The sequence below is a fragment of the Cupriavidus sp. D384 genome, from assembly GCF_001652915.1.
Classification (GTDB): domain Bacteria; phylum Pseudomonadota; class Gammaproteobacteria; order Burkholderiales; family Burkholderiaceae; genus Cupriavidus.
The window spans coordinates 67,916-84,495 of sequence record NZ_BBQI01000030.1; the positions used below are offsets into that span (position 1 = coordinate 67,916).

The 16,580-nt window shown below is 64.8% G+C and carries 11 protein-coding genes; 1 reads left to right on the forward strand and 10 read right to left on the reverse strand.

The features are described 5' to 3' along the window. Window positions 1-7 precede the first annotated feature (7 nt). From A9J21_RS11255 to A9J21_RS11300, 10 genes are all read right to left on the reverse strand, one after another. Window positions 8-1,327 (reverse strand): ABC transporter substrate-binding protein, encoded by a 1,320-nt coding sequence (locus A9J21_RS11255; RefSeq protein ID WP_066735589.1) that lies wholly within the window; start codon window positions 1,325-1,327, stop codon window positions 8-10. A gap of 34 nt (window positions 1,328-1,361) precedes the next feature. Beyond that, window positions 1,362-2,462 (reverse strand): ABC transporter ATP-binding protein, encoded by a 1,101-nt coding sequence (locus A9J21_RS11260; RefSeq protein ID WP_066735590.1) that lies wholly within the window; start codon window positions 2,460-2,462, stop codon window positions 1,362-1,364. A 63-nt stretch (window positions 2,463-2,525) separates the two neighbouring features. Beyond that, entirely contained in the window at window positions 2,526-4,262 is a 1,737-nt protein-coding gene (locus A9J21_RS11265; protein ID WP_066735591.1) for an IlvD/Edd family dehydratase, read from the reverse strand. A 219-nt stretch (window positions 4,263-4,481) separates the two neighbouring features. Further along, window positions 4,482-5,798: a DUF445 domain-containing protein gene (locus tag A9J21_RS11270; RefSeq protein ID WP_066735592.1), complete on the reverse strand. Its 1,317-nt coding sequence runs from the start codon at window positions 5,796-5,798 to the stop codon at window positions 4,482-4,484. A gap of 7 nt (window positions 5,799-5,805) precedes the next feature. Further along, the gene (phaZ, locus tag A9J21_RS11275; RefSeq protein ID WP_066735614.1) at window positions 5,806-6,648 is read right to left on the reverse strand and encodes a poly(3-hydroxyalkanoate) depolymerase; all 843 of its coding nucleotides are present in this window, start codon (window positions 6,646-6,648) and stop codon (window positions 5,806-5,808) included. A gap of 62 nt (window positions 6,649-6,710) precedes the next feature. Continuing rightward, the gene (gene phaP / locus A9J21_RS11280) at window positions 6,711-7,160 is read right to left on the reverse strand and encodes a TIGR01841 family phasin (protein ID WP_066735619.1); all 450 of its coding nucleotides are present in this window, start codon (window positions 7,158-7,160) and stop codon (window positions 6,711-6,713) included. 60 nt (window positions 7,161-7,220) lie between these two features. Further along, complete coding sequence (locus A9J21_RS11285) at window positions 7,221-8,945, reverse strand: alpha/beta fold hydrolase (RefSeq protein ID WP_082926349.1); 1,725 nt, start codon at window positions 8,943-8,945, stop codon at window positions 7,221-7,223. A 48-nt stretch (window positions 8,946-8,993) separates the two neighbouring features. Beyond that, on the reverse strand, window positions 8,994-9,464 hold the full coding sequence (locus tag A9J21_RS11290; RefSeq protein WP_066735594.1) for a MaoC family dehydratase: 471 nt from the start codon (window positions 9,462-9,464) through the stop codon (window positions 8,994-8,996). 55 nt (window positions 9,465-9,519) lie between these two features. After that, a complete protein-coding gene (locus A9J21_RS11295) occupies window positions 9,520-11,169 on the reverse strand; it encodes a fatty acid--CoA ligase (protein WP_156545795.1) in 1,650 nt (549 codons plus the stop codon). 212 nt (window positions 11,170-11,381) lie between these two features. Continuing rightward, complete coding sequence (locus tag A9J21_RS11300; RefSeq protein WP_231906883.1) at window positions 11,382-14,012, reverse strand: LuxR C-terminal-related transcriptional regulator; 2,631 nt, start codon at window positions 14,010-14,012, stop codon at window positions 11,382-11,384. Between the two features lie 615 nt (window positions 14,013-14,627). Here A9J21_RS11300 and A9J21_RS32575 point away from each other — a divergent pair. Continuing rightward, window positions 14,628-16,100: a hemolysin gene (locus A9J21_RS32575; RefSeq protein WP_304440995.1), complete on the forward strand. Its 1,473-nt coding sequence runs from the start codon at window positions 14,628-14,630 to the stop codon at window positions 16,098-16,100. Window positions 16,101-16,580: the final 480 nt, after the last annotated feature.

Sequence of the window (16,580 nt, forward strand, 5' to 3'; positions counted from 1 at the left end):
CATCGCGTCAGGCCTTGTAGTAGCGCTCGGCGCGCTGCGCCGCGCGGGCCGCGGCTTCCTTGGGCGTCTTCGATCCGCTGGCCGCCTCGGCCACCATGTCGAGCACGATGTAGTCGGCCATGGCCGCCGCCGATGCCGTGCCCAGCGGGCCGGCGTGGCCGTTATCCAGCATCAGCGATGCCGCATCGCGGTACACGGTGTGCTTCGGATCGGCCGTCCAGATCGGGTTCGCCTCGTATTCCTTGAGCGGCTGGCTCACGTAGCCGATGGCGGCCTCCATCCACGGGTTGTACTGCTCGGGCTCCATCATGAACTGCAGGAACGCCTTGGCCGCGTTCGGATATTTGCAGTACTTGAAGATCATCATCTGCGTGATCTGCATCAGCTCGGTCGGCTTGCCGCTCTTGCCGATCGGAAAGTGCGCGTGCTGGATGTCCTTCGCCATCTCCTGCAGCTTGGGCTCCTTCGAATTCTTGGCCGCGTAGTAGACCGAGATGCCGTTGGCGGTCAGGCTGACCTGCCCGTCCAGGAACGCCTTGTTGTTCGACGGGTCCTGCCATGACAGCGTGCCGGGCACGAACGTGGGGTAGAGCTGTTTGGCGTACTCCAGCGCAGCCCAGGTCTCGGGCGAATTCACCACCACCTTGCCCTTGGTATCCACAAGCATGCCGCCGTGCGACCACAGCAGCCAGTGCGCCCAGTTATTGCCGTCGCCCACGGCCTTGCCCAGCGCGAAGCCGGGTGGCGTGCCCTTGGCCTTCAGCGCCTGGCACAGCTTCAGGAAGCCCGCCGTGTCCTTGGGGATGCTGTCGAAGCCCGCGGCCTTGACGTGGCTTTCGCGGTAGACCAGCGCATTGCCCACCACGCCCAGCGGCACGGCAATCCACTTGCCGCTGTGCATGCCGTATTTCTTGCAGACGTCGTACCAGCCGCCGTGCTTGCTGCCCAGGTACGTGGCAACGTCGGTCACGTCGACGAGCTTGTCTGGGTATTGCTGCGGGTCGTCGAACCAGCCCAGTACGATGTCCGGCCCGGTGCCCACGCTGGCCGCCACGGCCGCCTTGGGCCGCACGTCTTCCCAGCCTTCGTTGTCGATGCGCACTTCCACGCCGGTCAGCTCGCTGAACTTCTTCGCGTTGGCATTCCACAGGTCTTCGTCGCCCTGCACGAAGCGCTTCCAGCGCAGCACGCGCAGCTTGGCGCCGGCCTCGGGCTTGTACTGGAGCTGGGTGGCGGCATACGCCGGGGTGCCCAGCGCCGTGGTGGCAGCCACGGCCGCCGTCGATACCAGGAAATCGCGCCTTGTGAAGTTTCCGGAATGGCTCATTGCTGTGTCTCCTCCATGGTCATGCCAAGGGTGGTTATTGCCGTGCGGTCTGGCGGGGCAGCGCCTGGCCCGATTCGGCGTCGAACAGGTGCGTGTGCTGATGGTCGGGCACCAGATGCAGTGCCTGGCCCGCAGCAAAGTCGTGACGTTCGCGGAACACTGAAATGAAATCGGTCTCACCGAAGCGCGAGTACACCTCGGTATTGGCGCCGGTTGGCTCCACCACCGTGACCGTGGTCGGAAAGCCCTGGCCCGGCGCGCCATAGGCTAGGTGCTCGGGCCGCACGCCGTAGATCACGCGCTGGCCGTCGGTGCCGGCGCCGTCCTGCAGGCGGGCGGGGGCGGGCAGCAGCGTGCCGTCGGGAAACTCCACCCGGGCCTCGCCGTTCTGGCGGCGCAGCACACCCGGCACGAAGTTCATGGCCGGCGACCCGATGAATCCGGCCACAAACAGGTTGTCGGGATGGTCGTAGAGCGCCAGCGGCCGCCCGCGCTGCTCCACGCGGCCGTCGCGCATCACCACGATCTGGTCGGCCATCGTCATGGCCTCGATCTGGTCGTGCGTGACGTAGACCGACGTGGTGCGCAACCGCTGGTGCAGTTCCTTGATCTCGGCGCGCATCTGCACGCGCAGCTTGGCATCGAGGTTGGACAGCGGTTCATCGAACAGGAACACCTGCGGATCGCGCACGATGGCGCGGCCCATCGCCACGCGCTGGCGCTGGCCGCCGGAAAGCTGGCGCGGGTAGCGGTCCAGCAGCTGGCCCAGGCCCAGGATGCCCGACGCCTTGTCCACCTTGGTCCTGATGGTTTCGCGCGGCACCCCTGCCAGCTTCAGCGAGAAGGCCATGTTGTCGTAGACCGACATGTGCGGGTAGAGCGCGTAGTTCTGGAACACCATGGCGATGTCGCGTTCCTTGGGCGGCAGGCGGTTCACCACGCGGTCGCCGATGGCGATCTCGCCGCCGGTAATCTCCTCCAGGCCGGCCAGCATGCGCAGCAGCGTGGACTTGCCGCAGCCGGACGGGCCCACCAGCACCGTGAACTCGCCATCGGGAATGTCGATGCTGACGCCCCGTATGACCTGCGTGCCGCCAAAGGACTTCTGCACATCGCGGATCTGAACCGATGCCATGCGTTGCGTCTCCTTGTCGGGCGCCGCGCCGCCCTGCGGGGCGGCCGTGCCCGGGATGGTGCGTCAGTGGTTGTCTTTCGGCACGGCAGCGCCGCTCTTGCCCACCAGGAAATCCATGTCGGCGCCCAGGTTGGCCTGTTGCACGTGCTCGAAATACAGCCGCGTCCAGCCGCGCTCCATGGGCGGCGCAGGCGGCTGCCAGGCCGCGCGCCTTCGCGCCAGCTCCTCGTCCGATACGTGCAGGTGCAGCTTGCGGGCTTCCACGTCCAGCTCCACCATGTCGCCGTTCTGCACCAGCGCCAGCGGCCCGCCCGCAGCGGCCTCGGGCGTGACGTGCAGCACCACGGTGCCGTAGGCGGTGCCGCTCATGCGGGCATCGGAAATCCGCACCATGTCGGTAATTCCCTTGCGCAGCACCTTGGGCGGCAGCGGCATGTTGCCCGCTTCGGCCATGCCCGGATAACCGCGCGGGCCGCAGTTCTTCAGCACCAGCACGCAGTTCTCGTCGACATCGAGCGATTCGTCGTCGAGCCGCCGGTGCATGTCCTCGCTGTCCTCGAACACCACCGCGCGGCCCGTGTGCCTGAGCAGCGCCGGGGTGGCTGCCGACGGCTTGATGACCGCGCCATCGGGACTCAGGTTGCCGCGCAGCACCGCAATGCCGGCGTGCGGCTTGAAGGGCGCGTCGAAGGCGTGGATGACCTCGCGGTTCCAGTTCGGCGCGTCCTTGCAGTTGTCCCAGAGCGTATTGCCGTTGACGGTCAGCGCGTCGCGGTTCAGCAGCGGGCCAAGTTCCCGGATCACCGCGGGCAGCCCGCCGGCGTAGTAGAAATCTTCCATCAGGTGCCGGCCGGACGGCTGCAGGTCGACCAGGCAGGGCAGGGCGTGGCCCAGCGCATCCCAGTCGTCCAGGTTCAGTTTCACGCCGATGCGCCCGGCAATGGCCAGCAGATGGATCACCGCATTGGTGGACCCGCCAATGGCGGCATTGACCTTGATGGCATTCTCGAAGGCCTGGCGTGTCAGGATCTTCGACATCACCAGGTTGTCCTTGACCATCTGGACGATGCGCCGGCCCGAGGCGCGCGCCAGGATATTGCGGCGCCCATCCACGGCGGGAATTGCCGCGTTGCCTGGCAGGGCCATGCCCAGCGACTCGACCATGCAGGCCATGGTGGAGGCGGTGCCCATCGTCATGCAATGGCCGTGCGACCGGTGCATGCAGCCTTCGGCCTCGAAGAAGTCTTCCTGCGACATCTGCCCGGCGCGCACTTCCTCGGACATCTTCCAGACGTCGGTGCCGGAACCCAGTTCCTGCCCGCGAAATTTGCCGCTGAGCATCGGGCCGCCCGATATGCCGATTGTGGGCAGGTCGACGGAGGACGCGCCCATCATCAGCGCCGGGGTGGTCTTGTCGCAGCCCATCAGCAGCACCACGCCGTCAATGGGATTGCCGCGAATCGATTCTTCCACGTCCATGCTGGCGAGGTTGCGGAACAGCATCGCGGTGGGGCGCAGCATGGTTTCCCCCAGCGACATCACGGGGAATTCGAGCGGAAAGCCGCCGGCCTCCCACACGCCGGTCTTGACCTGGTCGGCCAGCGTCCGGAAATGCGAGTTGCAGGGGGTCAGTTCGGAATAGGTATTGCAGATGCCGATGACCGGCCGGCCATCGAACTGGTCATGGGGAATGCCGCGATTCTTCAGCCAGGACCGATAGATGAAGCCATCGCGATCCAGTCGGCCAAACCATGCCTGGCTGCGCCTTTTGGGCGGCCCCGGCGGATTGTCGTCGTTCACTCGGGTCTCCTGCGTTCTGCTTCTTTTAGGGGGTGCAGATCCGGATGCCCGCGACCCAATCCCGCGCCGCACGCATGCCGAGTTGAACCGAGTCTAGGTCAGGGTATTGGACAGGTAAAGTGGTATTACCAATATGCGGTATGGGGCTTTCCCGGATGCCGGCCGGCCGCCGGTCATGACGCGCCGCAGCAGTCGAAGCCTCGTTTTGCGCCGTTTGGGTCAGCCCGCGATCAGCAGCATCGCCGCGTGCAGCAGCACGCCAACCATGCCGCCGACGAAGGTGCCGTTGATGCGGATGTACTGCAGGTCGCTGCCAATTTCGAGTTCGATCTTGCGGCTGATCTCGTTGGCATCCCAACCCTTGACCACTTCCGCGATCAGCATGGGCACCAGATGACGGTAACGGCTCACGGTGAGCTGGACGCAATGCAGCCACCAGGCGTTCAGCTTGCGCTGCAAGGCGGGATCGTCGCGTACGCTGGCGCCGAGCGATGCCAGCAGGTCGGCCAGCATGGCGCGCGCCAGAGAATCGTGCCGAACGGCATCGGCGCTGATCCAGTCGCGCACGCGTTGCCAGAGCGCGCGGTAGCTGTCCTCACGTTCCAGGTGGCGCAGGAAGTCGCGCATCCATAGCCGGCCGATGCGCCGGTAGCGTTCCGATGTGCGCAGCCTGTCGATCATGGCCAGCACGGCTTCGTCGAATTGCTGCCGCAGCGGATGATCAGGCTCGGTGCGCACCTCGTGCAGCAGTGCGATCACGCCTTCCACGAACTTGTTGACGATGTACGCATCGAGCCGCACCGGCGTATAGCGCGACGCCTCGCTGAACTTGGCCTGCAGCAGGCCGGCGTTCTCGGCCAGCCATTGCTCCAGCGCGGTCAGGGCGCGCTCCAGCAGCGGCTGATGCCGCTGGGTCTCGGTCAGGATCTGCAGCAGATGGCCGGCGATGCCCGACACATCGAGCGCGCGCAGGCCCGGCAGCGCCCCGCGCTGGATCAGGCGGGCAACCTCGTCGTCGTCGAACACGCGCAGCAGGGCCGGCAACGCGTCCACGGCCGGATCGGCCAGCGCGCGGCTGTTGCCTGGCGTCACCAGCCACGCGGCCACCGCCTGTGCGGTGTTATGCGTGCGCAAGCGGCTGACGATGACTTCGGGCGTCAGGAAATTACGCTCCACAAAGGTCCCCAGGCTTTCGGCGATGCGTTGCTGGTTGCGCGGGATCACCGCCGTATGGGGCACCGGCACGCCGAACGGATGCCGGAACAGGGCCACCACCGCGTACCAGTCGGCCACCGCGCCAACGGTGCCGGCCTCGGCAAAGGCGCGTACCCAGGCCAGCCACGGGTAATGGGGCTGGCCCAGCACGCTCGCCACCAGCAGCGCCAGCATCGCCAGCAGCAGGCCGGTTGCGGTAGTGCGCATGCGGCGCAGGTCGCGGTCACTGCGCTGGTCGGGTCGATGAGATTGGCCCGCAGCGGCGGGCAGGGCGCCGGACGTCTCCGACTCGGTTGGCGGAAGTCCGGCGCGGTCGCTCATGCGCGGCTCAATGCAGGTCCTGCCGCAGGAACCCGCGGATCACGGGCGCCACGTCTGCCGCACGCGACACCAGGAACAGGTGACCATCGTCGATCACATGCAGCCTGGCCTGACGGATGCGCGCCGCCAGGATCTTGGCGTTCGCCAGCGGCACGATCGGGTCGTCGTTGCCATGCATGACCAGCGTGGGCTGGCGCAGGCCGCCCAGCCACGGCAGGCTGCTCCAGCCCCAGGCGGCCAGCAACTGGTAGACGTACCCGCGTCCGCGCGGCGGCTCGATATGGCGGCTGTGCTCGCGCAGCAGTTCGATGTCATGACGATAGGCACCGCCGTACAGATCCCCGCCGATCTTTTCCAGATAGGCGGGATCGGTATAGCGGCGCGGCCCGATCATCCTTGCCAGCACCGACGGCCTGGCCGGCACCATGATGACGCCGGGTGACGTTGCCGCCAGGATCAGCCGCCGGCAGCGCTGGGGATAGAGATGCGCAAACTCCTGTGCGAGCGCGCCGCCCCACGAGACCCCCAGCACGTCCACCTGCCCGGCATAGCCCAGGTGCGTCAACAGGTTGTCCGCCAGCAGGCTAAGGTTGGAGAAGCGATACGGCATGACCGGCGTGGGCGAACCGCCGACGCCGGGAATATCGAAAATGACGACCTCCACGTCGCCAAGCGCCGCGATCAGCGGTTCCACCAGCTCCAGATTGGCGCCGATGCCGTTGAACAGCAGCAGGGGCGGGGTGCCGCCACTGCCGCGACGGATGCCGACGCGCAGCGTCCGGCCGTCCAGGTCAATGGTGCGAATGTCCAGTTTGCCGCCGGTTTGGGCTTGGCACGCTGCCTGATTCATCTGGTTGTCCTTGTCGCGGGCGCCCCGGTAGGCGCCCGCCGGGCTTGCATGATGATCCGCGATCACTGCGCGGGCTTGAACAGCGCCTTCAGTTCCTCCACATTCTCGGCGATTCGCTTGGTGGCTGCCGCCACGCTGTCGACTTGCGTCTTCTGGGCGATGTCGGCCAGATCGCGCAGGTTGGTCAGCGACTTGTGCAGCGCGCTCTGCGTCAGTTCCACCGCGCCCGTGGCCGTGGCGCTGCCGCCTGCCACACCCGACTGCAGCATGCGGTCCTGCAGGCCGGACAACGTGCCGCGCACGATTTCGGCCTGCTTCTGGCTGAATGCCTGCACGCCGTCGAGCAGCGCGAGGTTGATCGTGGCCAGCGCGGCCAGGTCCTTGCGGCGCGCCTCGCCAATGGCGCCCACGTCAAAGCCGGGCAGGCGCAGGCGTTGCAGCGCGCTGGTGTAGGCGGAAAACAGGCCGCCAACCGGGTTGGCCGACGATGACTTCGATGCAGTAGTTTCCATGGTCTTCATGCTAGTGGTGCTGTTGAGAAAAGAAACGTTCGATGCGACGATCGCCAGCGATCAGGCGCCCGTGACGTAGGTGCCCGGCGCATTGCACAGGGCAGGGTGGCTTGCACTGCCCATCTGGGCCGGTGCATCGCGCCGGTCGCCCGAGCGCTCGGCCAGCCATACGCGCCAGTTGTCCCACCACGAATCCGCTTGCGCGGTGGCGCCGCCCAGCCAGGCGTCGGCATCTTCGGGCAGCGCCGCATCGGCGTTCACGAAGAACTTGGCTTTCGGATTGCCCGGCGGGTTGATCAGGCTCTGGATATGGCCGCTCGAACTCAGCACGAAGCGTGTATTGCCGCCGAACATGCGCGCCGTGTTGTAAACACCCTTCCAGGGCGTGATGTGGTCGGTGATGCCACCCACGATGTACTTGTCGCATGACACCTTGGACAGGTCGACCGGGGTGCCCAGCACGGTCAGCGCGCCGGGCCGGGAAAACACGTTGCCGGCAAAGATGTCCAGCAGCTGGCCGTGGAACTTGCCCGGCAGCCGGGTGGTGTCGTTGTTCCAGTACAGGATGTCGAACACCGGCGGCGCATTGCCCAGCAGGTAGTTGTTGATCCAGTAGTTCCAGACCAGGTCGTTGGGTCGCATCCACGCGAACACGCGCCCCATTTCGTTGCCTTCCAGCACGCCCTTCATGATGCTGTTCTGCTTGGCCGCCGAGATGCTCTCGGGGGTTGCGAACAGGCCAATCTGCGATTCGGCACTGCTGTCCAGCACGGCCACCATCAGCGTGGCGGCGTTGACCAGCCGTTCGCCGCGTGCCTCCAGGTGGCCCATCAGCGCCGACATGGTCATGGCCCCCGAACAGGCGCCGTGCAGGTTCACGTCGTCGCTGCCGGTAATCTCGCGCACCGCGTGGATGGCTTCGATCAGCGCGGACACGTAGGTGTCCATGTCCCAGTCGCGATGCTCGATCGTGGGATTGCGCCAGCTCACGGCGAACACCTGGAATTCGCTCTGCAGCAGGTAGTCGACGATGCTCTTGCCCTTCGACAGGTCGAACACGTAGTACTTGTTGATCTGCGGCGGCACGATCAGCTGCGGGCGCCCATGCACCTTGGCCGTGGCCGGCTTGTACTGGATCAGCTCCAGCACCTCGTTGCGGAACACCACCGCACCGGGCGACGTGGCCAGGTTCTTGCCCACCTCGAAGGCCGACGTGTCGACCTGCGACGGCATGCCCTGGTTGCGCACGGCATCCATCACGGCGTTCTTCACGCCCGAGACCAGGCTGGTGCCGCCCGATTCGATGATCTTGCGCAGCGCGGCCGGATTGCCCAGCAGCGTGTTGGTGGGTGCCAGCGCGTCGGTCATCAACTGCAGCACGAACTGCGCGCGCTCCTTGCTGCGATCGTCCAGTGCCGATCGATCGACAAAGCCACCCAGCGCGTTGCACCAGGCCAGATAGCTCTGCATCGCCACCCGATAGAACGGGTTGCTCTGCCAGGCGCTGTCGATAAAGCGCTTGTCGCCTTTCTGCGGCGCGGGGCCGCCGGTGCCGGCCAGCGCCGCCACCAGTTCGCGCGTCAGCGCGGCGGTCTGCTCGACCAGCAGGCCCGGCTGGCGCACAGTCTGCGCGCCCACCTGGCGCACGGTGTCCAGCACGTCGCACGGGCGCAGCCCGATAAACGGATTGAGCCTGGGCTGGTTCGTGGCCGCACGGCCGGCTTCCTGGTTCACGCCTTCCGGCGCGGCCAGTGCGCGTACGGGGGATTCAAGATTGGCTTGCATTGTTCTACTGTTCCTCACACCACATCGGTTCGGCTCTGGCCTGCGGCCTCAGCGCGCCGCCATCAGCATCGCCAGCGATTCCGCCAGCAGCGCCGGCCTGGTTTCACCTTCGATTTCCAGCGTATTGATCATCCGGGCGATGACCCGGCCGTCGCCCTTGTCTTCCACCGCCGCCAGCGTCACGCGGTTGCGCACCCGTGCACCTGCCTTGACCGGCGCCAGGAAACGCACCTTGTCGAGGCCGTAGTTCAGCCCTGCGCTGGCGTCGTGAGGCACCACGCCCACTTCCATCGACAGCGCGGCCAGCAGCGACAGGCTCAGGTAGCCGTGCGCGATGGTCCCGCCGAACGGGCTCTCGCGCTGGGCGCGGTCCACGTCGACGTGAATCCACTGGCGATCGCCCGTGCAGTCGGCAAAGGCATCCACGCGAGCCTGATCGACGATCAGCCAGCCCGATACGCCAAGCTCGCGCCCGACGAATTCGCCCAGGGTGTTCATGCTGTAGCCAGCAATGGTCATGTTGTTGTCTCCTCGCACTCGTTCACTCGTGCATTCGTTCATGGGTTCGCTAGGGTCAGGCCACAAAGCGCTCGCGCATCAGCTTCTTGTTGAGCTTGCCGATGCTGGTCTTTTCCAGCGCGTCGACGATGCGTACGGTCTGTGGCACGGCATATTTCGAGATGCGGCCCGTGCTGCTGAAGGTCATCACGTGATCGCGGATGTCTTCCTCGATGGCCGTGACGCCGGCGCCGGGCTTGAGCACCACCAGCGCCACGGGGCGCTCGCCCCATTTGTCGTCCTTGATGCCGATCACGGCCACTTCCGACACGCGCGGGTGCTGCGAAATCAGGCTTTCGATCTCGAGCGACGACACCCATTCGCCGCCTGACTTGATCACGTCCTTGATGCGGTCGGTGATCTGGATACTGCCGGTGGCGTCCATGTTCGCGATGTCCTGCGTGTGCAGGTAGCCGCCTTGCCACAGCGCCTCGGAGGCCTCGGGATTGTTGCGATAACCCTGGGTCAGCCACGGCGCACGCACCACGATCTCGCCGCTGGCCTTGCCGTCGTGCGGCACGTCGTCCATGGCGTCGTCGACGATGCGCAGGTCCACCAGCGGCACCGGGCGGCCGGTCTTGCAGCGCAGGCGAATCTCGTCGTCGAGATCGCGCGGCTGGGTGTTCTCGGGAATCTGGGCCAGGCTCAGCAGCGGGCAGGTCTCGGACATGCCGTAGCCGGCAAAGACATCGATGCCACGTTCCACTGCGGCACGCGCCAGGCCATGGGGCAGGGCGCCGCCGCCGATGATCACCTTCCAGCGGCTGAAATCGGCGGTCTTCGCGGCCTCGCAGTTCAGCAGCATGTGCAGGATGGTGGCGACGCAGTGCGAGAAGGTCACGCCTTCATCGCTGGCCAGCTTCACCAGTGCGTCGGGCGCATAGCGGCCCGGGTACACCTGCTTGACGCCCAGCACGGTAGCCACGTAAGGCATGCCCCAGGCATGCACGTGGAACATCGGCGTGACCGGCATGTAGACGTCGCCGCGATGAAACCGCTGCCCCGACATCGGGCTGGCCAGCGCGGCCATCGTCGTGATCGTGTGCAGCACCAGCTGGCGGTGAGAGAAATGCACGCCCTTGGGCAGGCCCGTGGTGCCAGTCGTGTAGAACGTGGTGGCACGCGTGTTCTCGTCGAAATCGGGGAAGTCGTACGCCACCGCGTTGGCCGCCAGCAGGTCTTCGTACTCGGCGCTGAACGGGATGGTGAGCGGGGCCGGCGCGCCGTCCAGGTCGTCGATCAGCACGAAGACGCGCACGGTGTCGAGCCGGTTGCGGATCGATTCCAGCACGGGCAGGAAGTCGGTATGCACCAGCAGCACCTCGGCGCCGGCGTGGTTGATTGTGTAGGCAATCTCGTCCGGCGACAGGCGCACGTTCACGGTCTGCAGGACCGCGCCCATCATCGGTACCGCGAAATAGCACTCCAGGTAGCGATGGCTGTCCCAGTCCATCACGGCCACCGTGGTGCCGTGCTGCACGCCCAGGCGCGACAGCCCGTTGGCGAGGCGCCCGATCCGCTCGCGCATCGTGCGATACGTCTGGCGGTGCGTGCCGCGATACACGATCTCCTGATCGGGGTTCTGGCCGAGTGGCGTGTGCAGCAGCTGCTTGATCAGCAGCGGATAGGCGTAAGCGGTGGGGGCGGTGTCATGCATCGCGTCCATGGGTGTGTCTCCTGCGAATTCCAGACGAAAGGGGAAAGTCTGTGGTGCGCCGGAGCCGTCACCCCTGGCGGGATTCAGGCGGCGCCTTGTATGGATGCCATGTTGGCGGGGCGCCGGGCGTAGCCGTATCCCCCGAACAGGGGACCGGGTCGGGGCAGCGCGTTTGGGGGAGGCGGGGGAGAGCGAAGCCGAAAGTGGCGTTGGCGCCGCGCTCAGTGCCCGGCCACCAGGCCCAGGGACTGCGCGCGTGCGACGGCATGCGCACGCTTTTCGACCGCCAGCTTCACGAAGATGCTCTTGATATGGGTCTTGACCGTCTCGGGGGCGATCCCCAGGGTTCGTGCGATTTCCTTGTTCGACTGGCCGGCGGCAATCAACGTCAGGATGCCGCCCTCGCGCGCGCTCAGTGCCTCGCGCACTGACGCCGACGACGCCTTTTGCCGCATCTGGTAACGCTCGTTGCAGCGCTCGAGCAGTTCGTCGATGCAGGCCAGGCGTTCTTTGCTGTCGCCGGTGGCGCCGGTGGCCCCCCGGACCAGTTCGAGCAGGGCCCTGACGCCCGGCCCCTGGTCCAGGATGGTCCGGTAGGCACGCGCCGATTCGATGGAGGCCAGCACCCGACTGCATTCCTCGACGGCCCGTTCCACCGCGCCACTGGCCTGACAGGCCAGCGCCAGCAACGTGCGTGCGCGCAATGCAAGATAGTCGGGCCGCCGCTGCGGAAAGCGCTGGAGCAGGGCATCCAGCAGGCGCACGGCTTCGTCGGGGCGCGCTCCGGCCATGGCCAGGCTGGCCGCACCCAGGGTCCGATAGCGGTCCAGTTCGCTGGCGCAGGCCTCGCAATCGGGCGCATCGACGGTATTCACCAGGCGGTCGATCTGCTCCACGCACGAGGCGGCCTCCCGGGCGCGGCCTTCGGCCAGCAGCAGCCGGACACGCTCCAGCAGGATGGCGGCCACCAGCCGGTGCCAGCCGCGTTGATGGCCGATATTCAGCGCCCGTTCGATCCAGACATGGGCCTGGTCGAGATGGCCGCGCGCCGCTGCAATGCGGATCAGCAGCGTGTAGGCCACCAGCACGCTGTCCAGCAGTACCGCCGCATCGATGACCGACATGCGTTCCACCAGCAGCGTTTCGGCTTCTTCTAGCCGGTCCTGCTCGTAGCGCAACTGGGCCAGCGCCGGCGCGCACAGTGCGGCGGCCGTGGAGGCCGGGCCGGCGTGCTCCTCGGCAAACCGCATCGCCTGCAGGAAGTAGCGCTCGGCCACGTCGAAACGCATCTGCTGCAGTTCGGCCAGGCCAAGCAGGCAGAGCCTGTAGACCGACGACAGCGGATACCGCCGGTTTTCGTCGGGCGAGTAGGGGATCCAGTGCGTGGCGTAAAGCCGTTCGAGATCGCCGGATTTCCAGTGCGCGAACCGCACGACATTGCTGAGCACGTTGATAATCCACGGATCGTCCGACAGCGGATGGCTCAGGCAGGCTTCGGCAAGCCGCAGCGCGCCCTGGGCATCGTCACGCAGGGCAGTGAGCAGGGCGCGTATCGCCCGGCATTCCCAAAGGTAACGCTCGCGATCCCCGGTGGGGCCTTGCACCGCGTCCTGCTCGATGGCTTCGACCATCTCCGATGCCTCTCCGAAACGCATCGCCAGTGCCATGCCGCGCGCCAGCGCCAGACGCACGTCAACCTGGCCTCGCATGATGTCGGCCGGCAGGTGCCGCTGCCAGCCAAGCAGCGTCATCAGATCCCCCTTGCGCACGAGCGACATCGCACAACGGCCAATCAGGGCGACGGCATCGGCGGCATCGCCTGCCTCCAGCGCATGCCAGACGGCGTCGGTCCAGAGCGCCTGTGCAGCAAACCAGCGCGACGCGCGCCGGTGCAGATCGGCAACGTCGATGTCTGGCGATACCTCAAGCCGCTGGCGCAGGTAGTCGCGCAGCAACTGGTGATAGCGAAACCATCGGCCTTCGACATCCAGCGGATCCAGCAGCAACTGGCGCGTGGCTAGTGCTTCAAGCATGGTCTGGCTGTCTGCCGCGCCTGTGACGGCCAGGCACAGCGACGCCGACAACCGGTCGAGAATCGCGGTGCGCACCATGAAATCGACCAGTGCCGGGGTCTGGCAGGCCAGCATTTCCTCGAGATAGGCCGCGATCGGACGCGCCGTGCCCGAGGGCGGCACCCAAGTGCCGGGCTGACCCCGGGCCAGCATGGGGGCGGACAGGCGCAATGCCGCCGCCCAGCCTTCGGTCGAAGCATGCAAGGCGTCTACCGAAGGCTGCGGCAGGCCGCCCTCGCATTCGCGCTGGACAAAGCGCCGGGTTTCGTCGGCGCTGAAGCGCAGCATCGCCGCATCGATTTCAAGCAGCGCATTGCTGGCCCGCAGCCGTGCCAGCGCCAGGGGAGGGTCCTCGCGCGTGCCCAGCACAAGATGAAAGTTGGACGGCGCGTGGGCCAGCAGCAGCGCCACGGCCTCGTGAATCGACTCGGTGTGAATCAGGTGGTAGTCGTCCACGAACAGGAACAACTCGTCATCGACTTCGGCCAGCGCGTTGACCAGCGTGGCAACCACCGCGCGAGGCACCAGCAGCGACACATCGCCGGCTTGCCCCGGCGGAGTACCTTCGGCGGCACAGGCGCGGTACAGCGATTGCGCCAGATGTCCGAGAAAATGCGCCGGTTCGTCGTCCTCCTGGTCAACCGACAGCCAGGCCACGCGTGCGCCATCGGCCCGCAACTGGTCAAGCCACGCAATGCACAGCGATGTCTTGCCAAAGCCGGCCGGCGCCTTGATGACCGTCAGCCGCTTGTCGCGCCCCTGGGCGAGCCGTTCGAGCAATCGTGGACGATCGATCAAACCGGCCGATAGTCGCGGCGGAATGGTCTTGGTAGCCAGGAAAAAGGGCGCCGCAGGCGCTTCCGCAACGCGCTGGCCGGAAGCACGCTTGCGAGTCTCCGGCGTTTTTCGAGCCGGTATCGTTCGGGGGAATTGGCCTTCGCGCATGACATGGATTCTAGGCGGGCCATTTTCCGATTCAAGCGCAAGCGGCACTTGGCATGGCATTGACCAAATCATGTGACGCATTCATTGCACGAAGAGGTAATGTGCCAGTCCGATCGCAATTGTGCGTGACAATTGAAGCATTTCAGCGGCACATATTATCTCGTCCGCGCCGATTGCAGAGATAGTCGCAACAGAACTTCAATAATCAGTCGGATGGGATCTCTTATATATTAAAACCACCGCCTGAATTCAATCGGACAAATCCTAAATCAAAAAGAGGGCGGGCCTCTGTCAAAAGGATTCGTCATGAATCCAGATCCCAAGAATTTTCAGGGTAAGGTCGCGATTCGCCGGCGCCAGTCTTTCACTGAAACACGTCAGAACGCAATATTCAGGCGGCAAGTCAGACAGGTCAGATTGAGCAGTCTTTGATAGGCTGATCTGTGCGCCGTGGATAATCCGTTTATCGAAGGGCAATACAGGATAATGAAGGGAAAGTACTTTGGTGCCGGGCTGGTGGCGCTGGCAACGTGGTCATCGGCGCAAGCTTTGGTCATCGATGAAGCCACATTTAGATACTATGGCGGCGATACGGCCACAGTGACCGAAAGCATCGATACGCGTAGCAACAAGTTGCGTGAGTTCAGCTACGAAACGGCCTGGCTCGCCGTCGGCACCATCGGAGCCTGCACGGCAACATGGCTTGGCGACAAGGGCGGCTGGACTTACGTGCTGACTGCCGCGCATTGCGTGGATCATGACGGCACCAGGACCGCCGCAAACAGGACGTTTACTGACTGGAAAGGGCGTGTCATCGCATCGGGAGCAGGTACGGCGCACGTACCGCCGCAGCGGATGATCCAGCCTCGCAGCCACGGCGGCGCATCCACCGATATCGCCGTCCTGGTATTGCCCACGCGAAATCCAATGATCGATGCAAAGGGAAATCCGATCGAGCGGCCAATTCTGAACGATGCGCTTGATGAGCCCGGCCGTGACGTCATTTTCGTGAGCCACGGGGTCTGGGGCGTTGGCACGAACATCAGCCGCTCATTCGGTTCCAGTACGAGCGCGCGGCGGCTGTACGGGCGCAGCCGCGTCGAGGGCATTTACGGATCCGACCACGCACTCGCGGCGACGTACGACTCCGTTGGACCGTCGCCGTCCTGGGCCCGCACTGCCGCAACCGACAATGGATCAGCGTGGTGGCAGATCCGTGGCGGCAAGCCAGTCATCATCGCAACAACCAATGGCAACTCGGCGCGCGCGAGTACCGGTGCGCGCGTTTCGAAATACGTGAAGTGGATTCAATCCATCTATTCGGACGTACGCGTATTGTCGGCCGAGCGCCCGTTGGGCTGCATTGTTTCCCGGAAAACCGGTGCCCGGTACTGCTTGCCAGCGGGGGAAAAGTCGGGCTATTCGCTGCCGTCCTGGATATACACGCACGAAGTTTTCGTGGATGCCGCACCCGGCACTGCAGTGATGCTATCCGACTGGGATAATCTGTCGTATAGCCGCCTAGCAACGTTTATCGGGACGGTAGAGCATGAACGACTCAAGGGGGTGAAGGCGTATAACGGACTCACGCTCGATTTTTCGAAGCCACGTTCCATGCGCGTCCAGTCCGATTCAACACCAGTCAGCTGCATCGTCAGCATGACATCCAGTGCGAAGTATTGCCTGCCTGCCGGACACAGCTCCGGCTATTCGCTGCCGACCTGGATCTACAGGCACGAAGTGCTCGTGGATGCTGCACCCGGCACTGCAGTGATGCTATCGGACTGGGATAATCTCTCGTATAGCCGCCTCGCGACATTTCCCGGCCTCGTGCAGAACTGGGAACTAAAAAGCAAAAGAGCCTGGAACGGCGAAACCCTCGACTTCTCGCGGCCGAGGTCGATGCGGGTGGTTCAGGAATAACGCCAGAAAGAGTCCTGCGCTGGCGGGGACAAGTGGTTCCTGCCAGCGGGGGGGGCATAGTCAGACGACGAGAAAAGTGATGGGGTAAAATCTGATAAGAATTATCTACTTACGTAGACTTTGTCGCTGCATTCAACACATATTTTCGTCTTTTTTGGGGATGAAATATTCTATCGGTTCTACGCCGAAGATGTAATTGTGTGTCTTTTTCGGGAGCGACCGCAGCCGTTGTCATGCTGCCTATGTCTCCGCTGGCGTGTGAGCGCCGCCTACCCGCCCCTACCTCCCTTGAGCTTGCAGGCAAACGGCGAAAGCCTTGGTTCTGCGCTCTTGTCTCAGAGCTCCTAGTAATCGCCTGCAGTTCATGGAGTTCATTCCGCTCCACTCCACACATTGTCCCCGCAACCGAAAGTATTTTTTTGGGGAAAGTCCTTGGGTTTAAATGCGAATTTTGCGATTTTCTGATAATAAAAAATATTA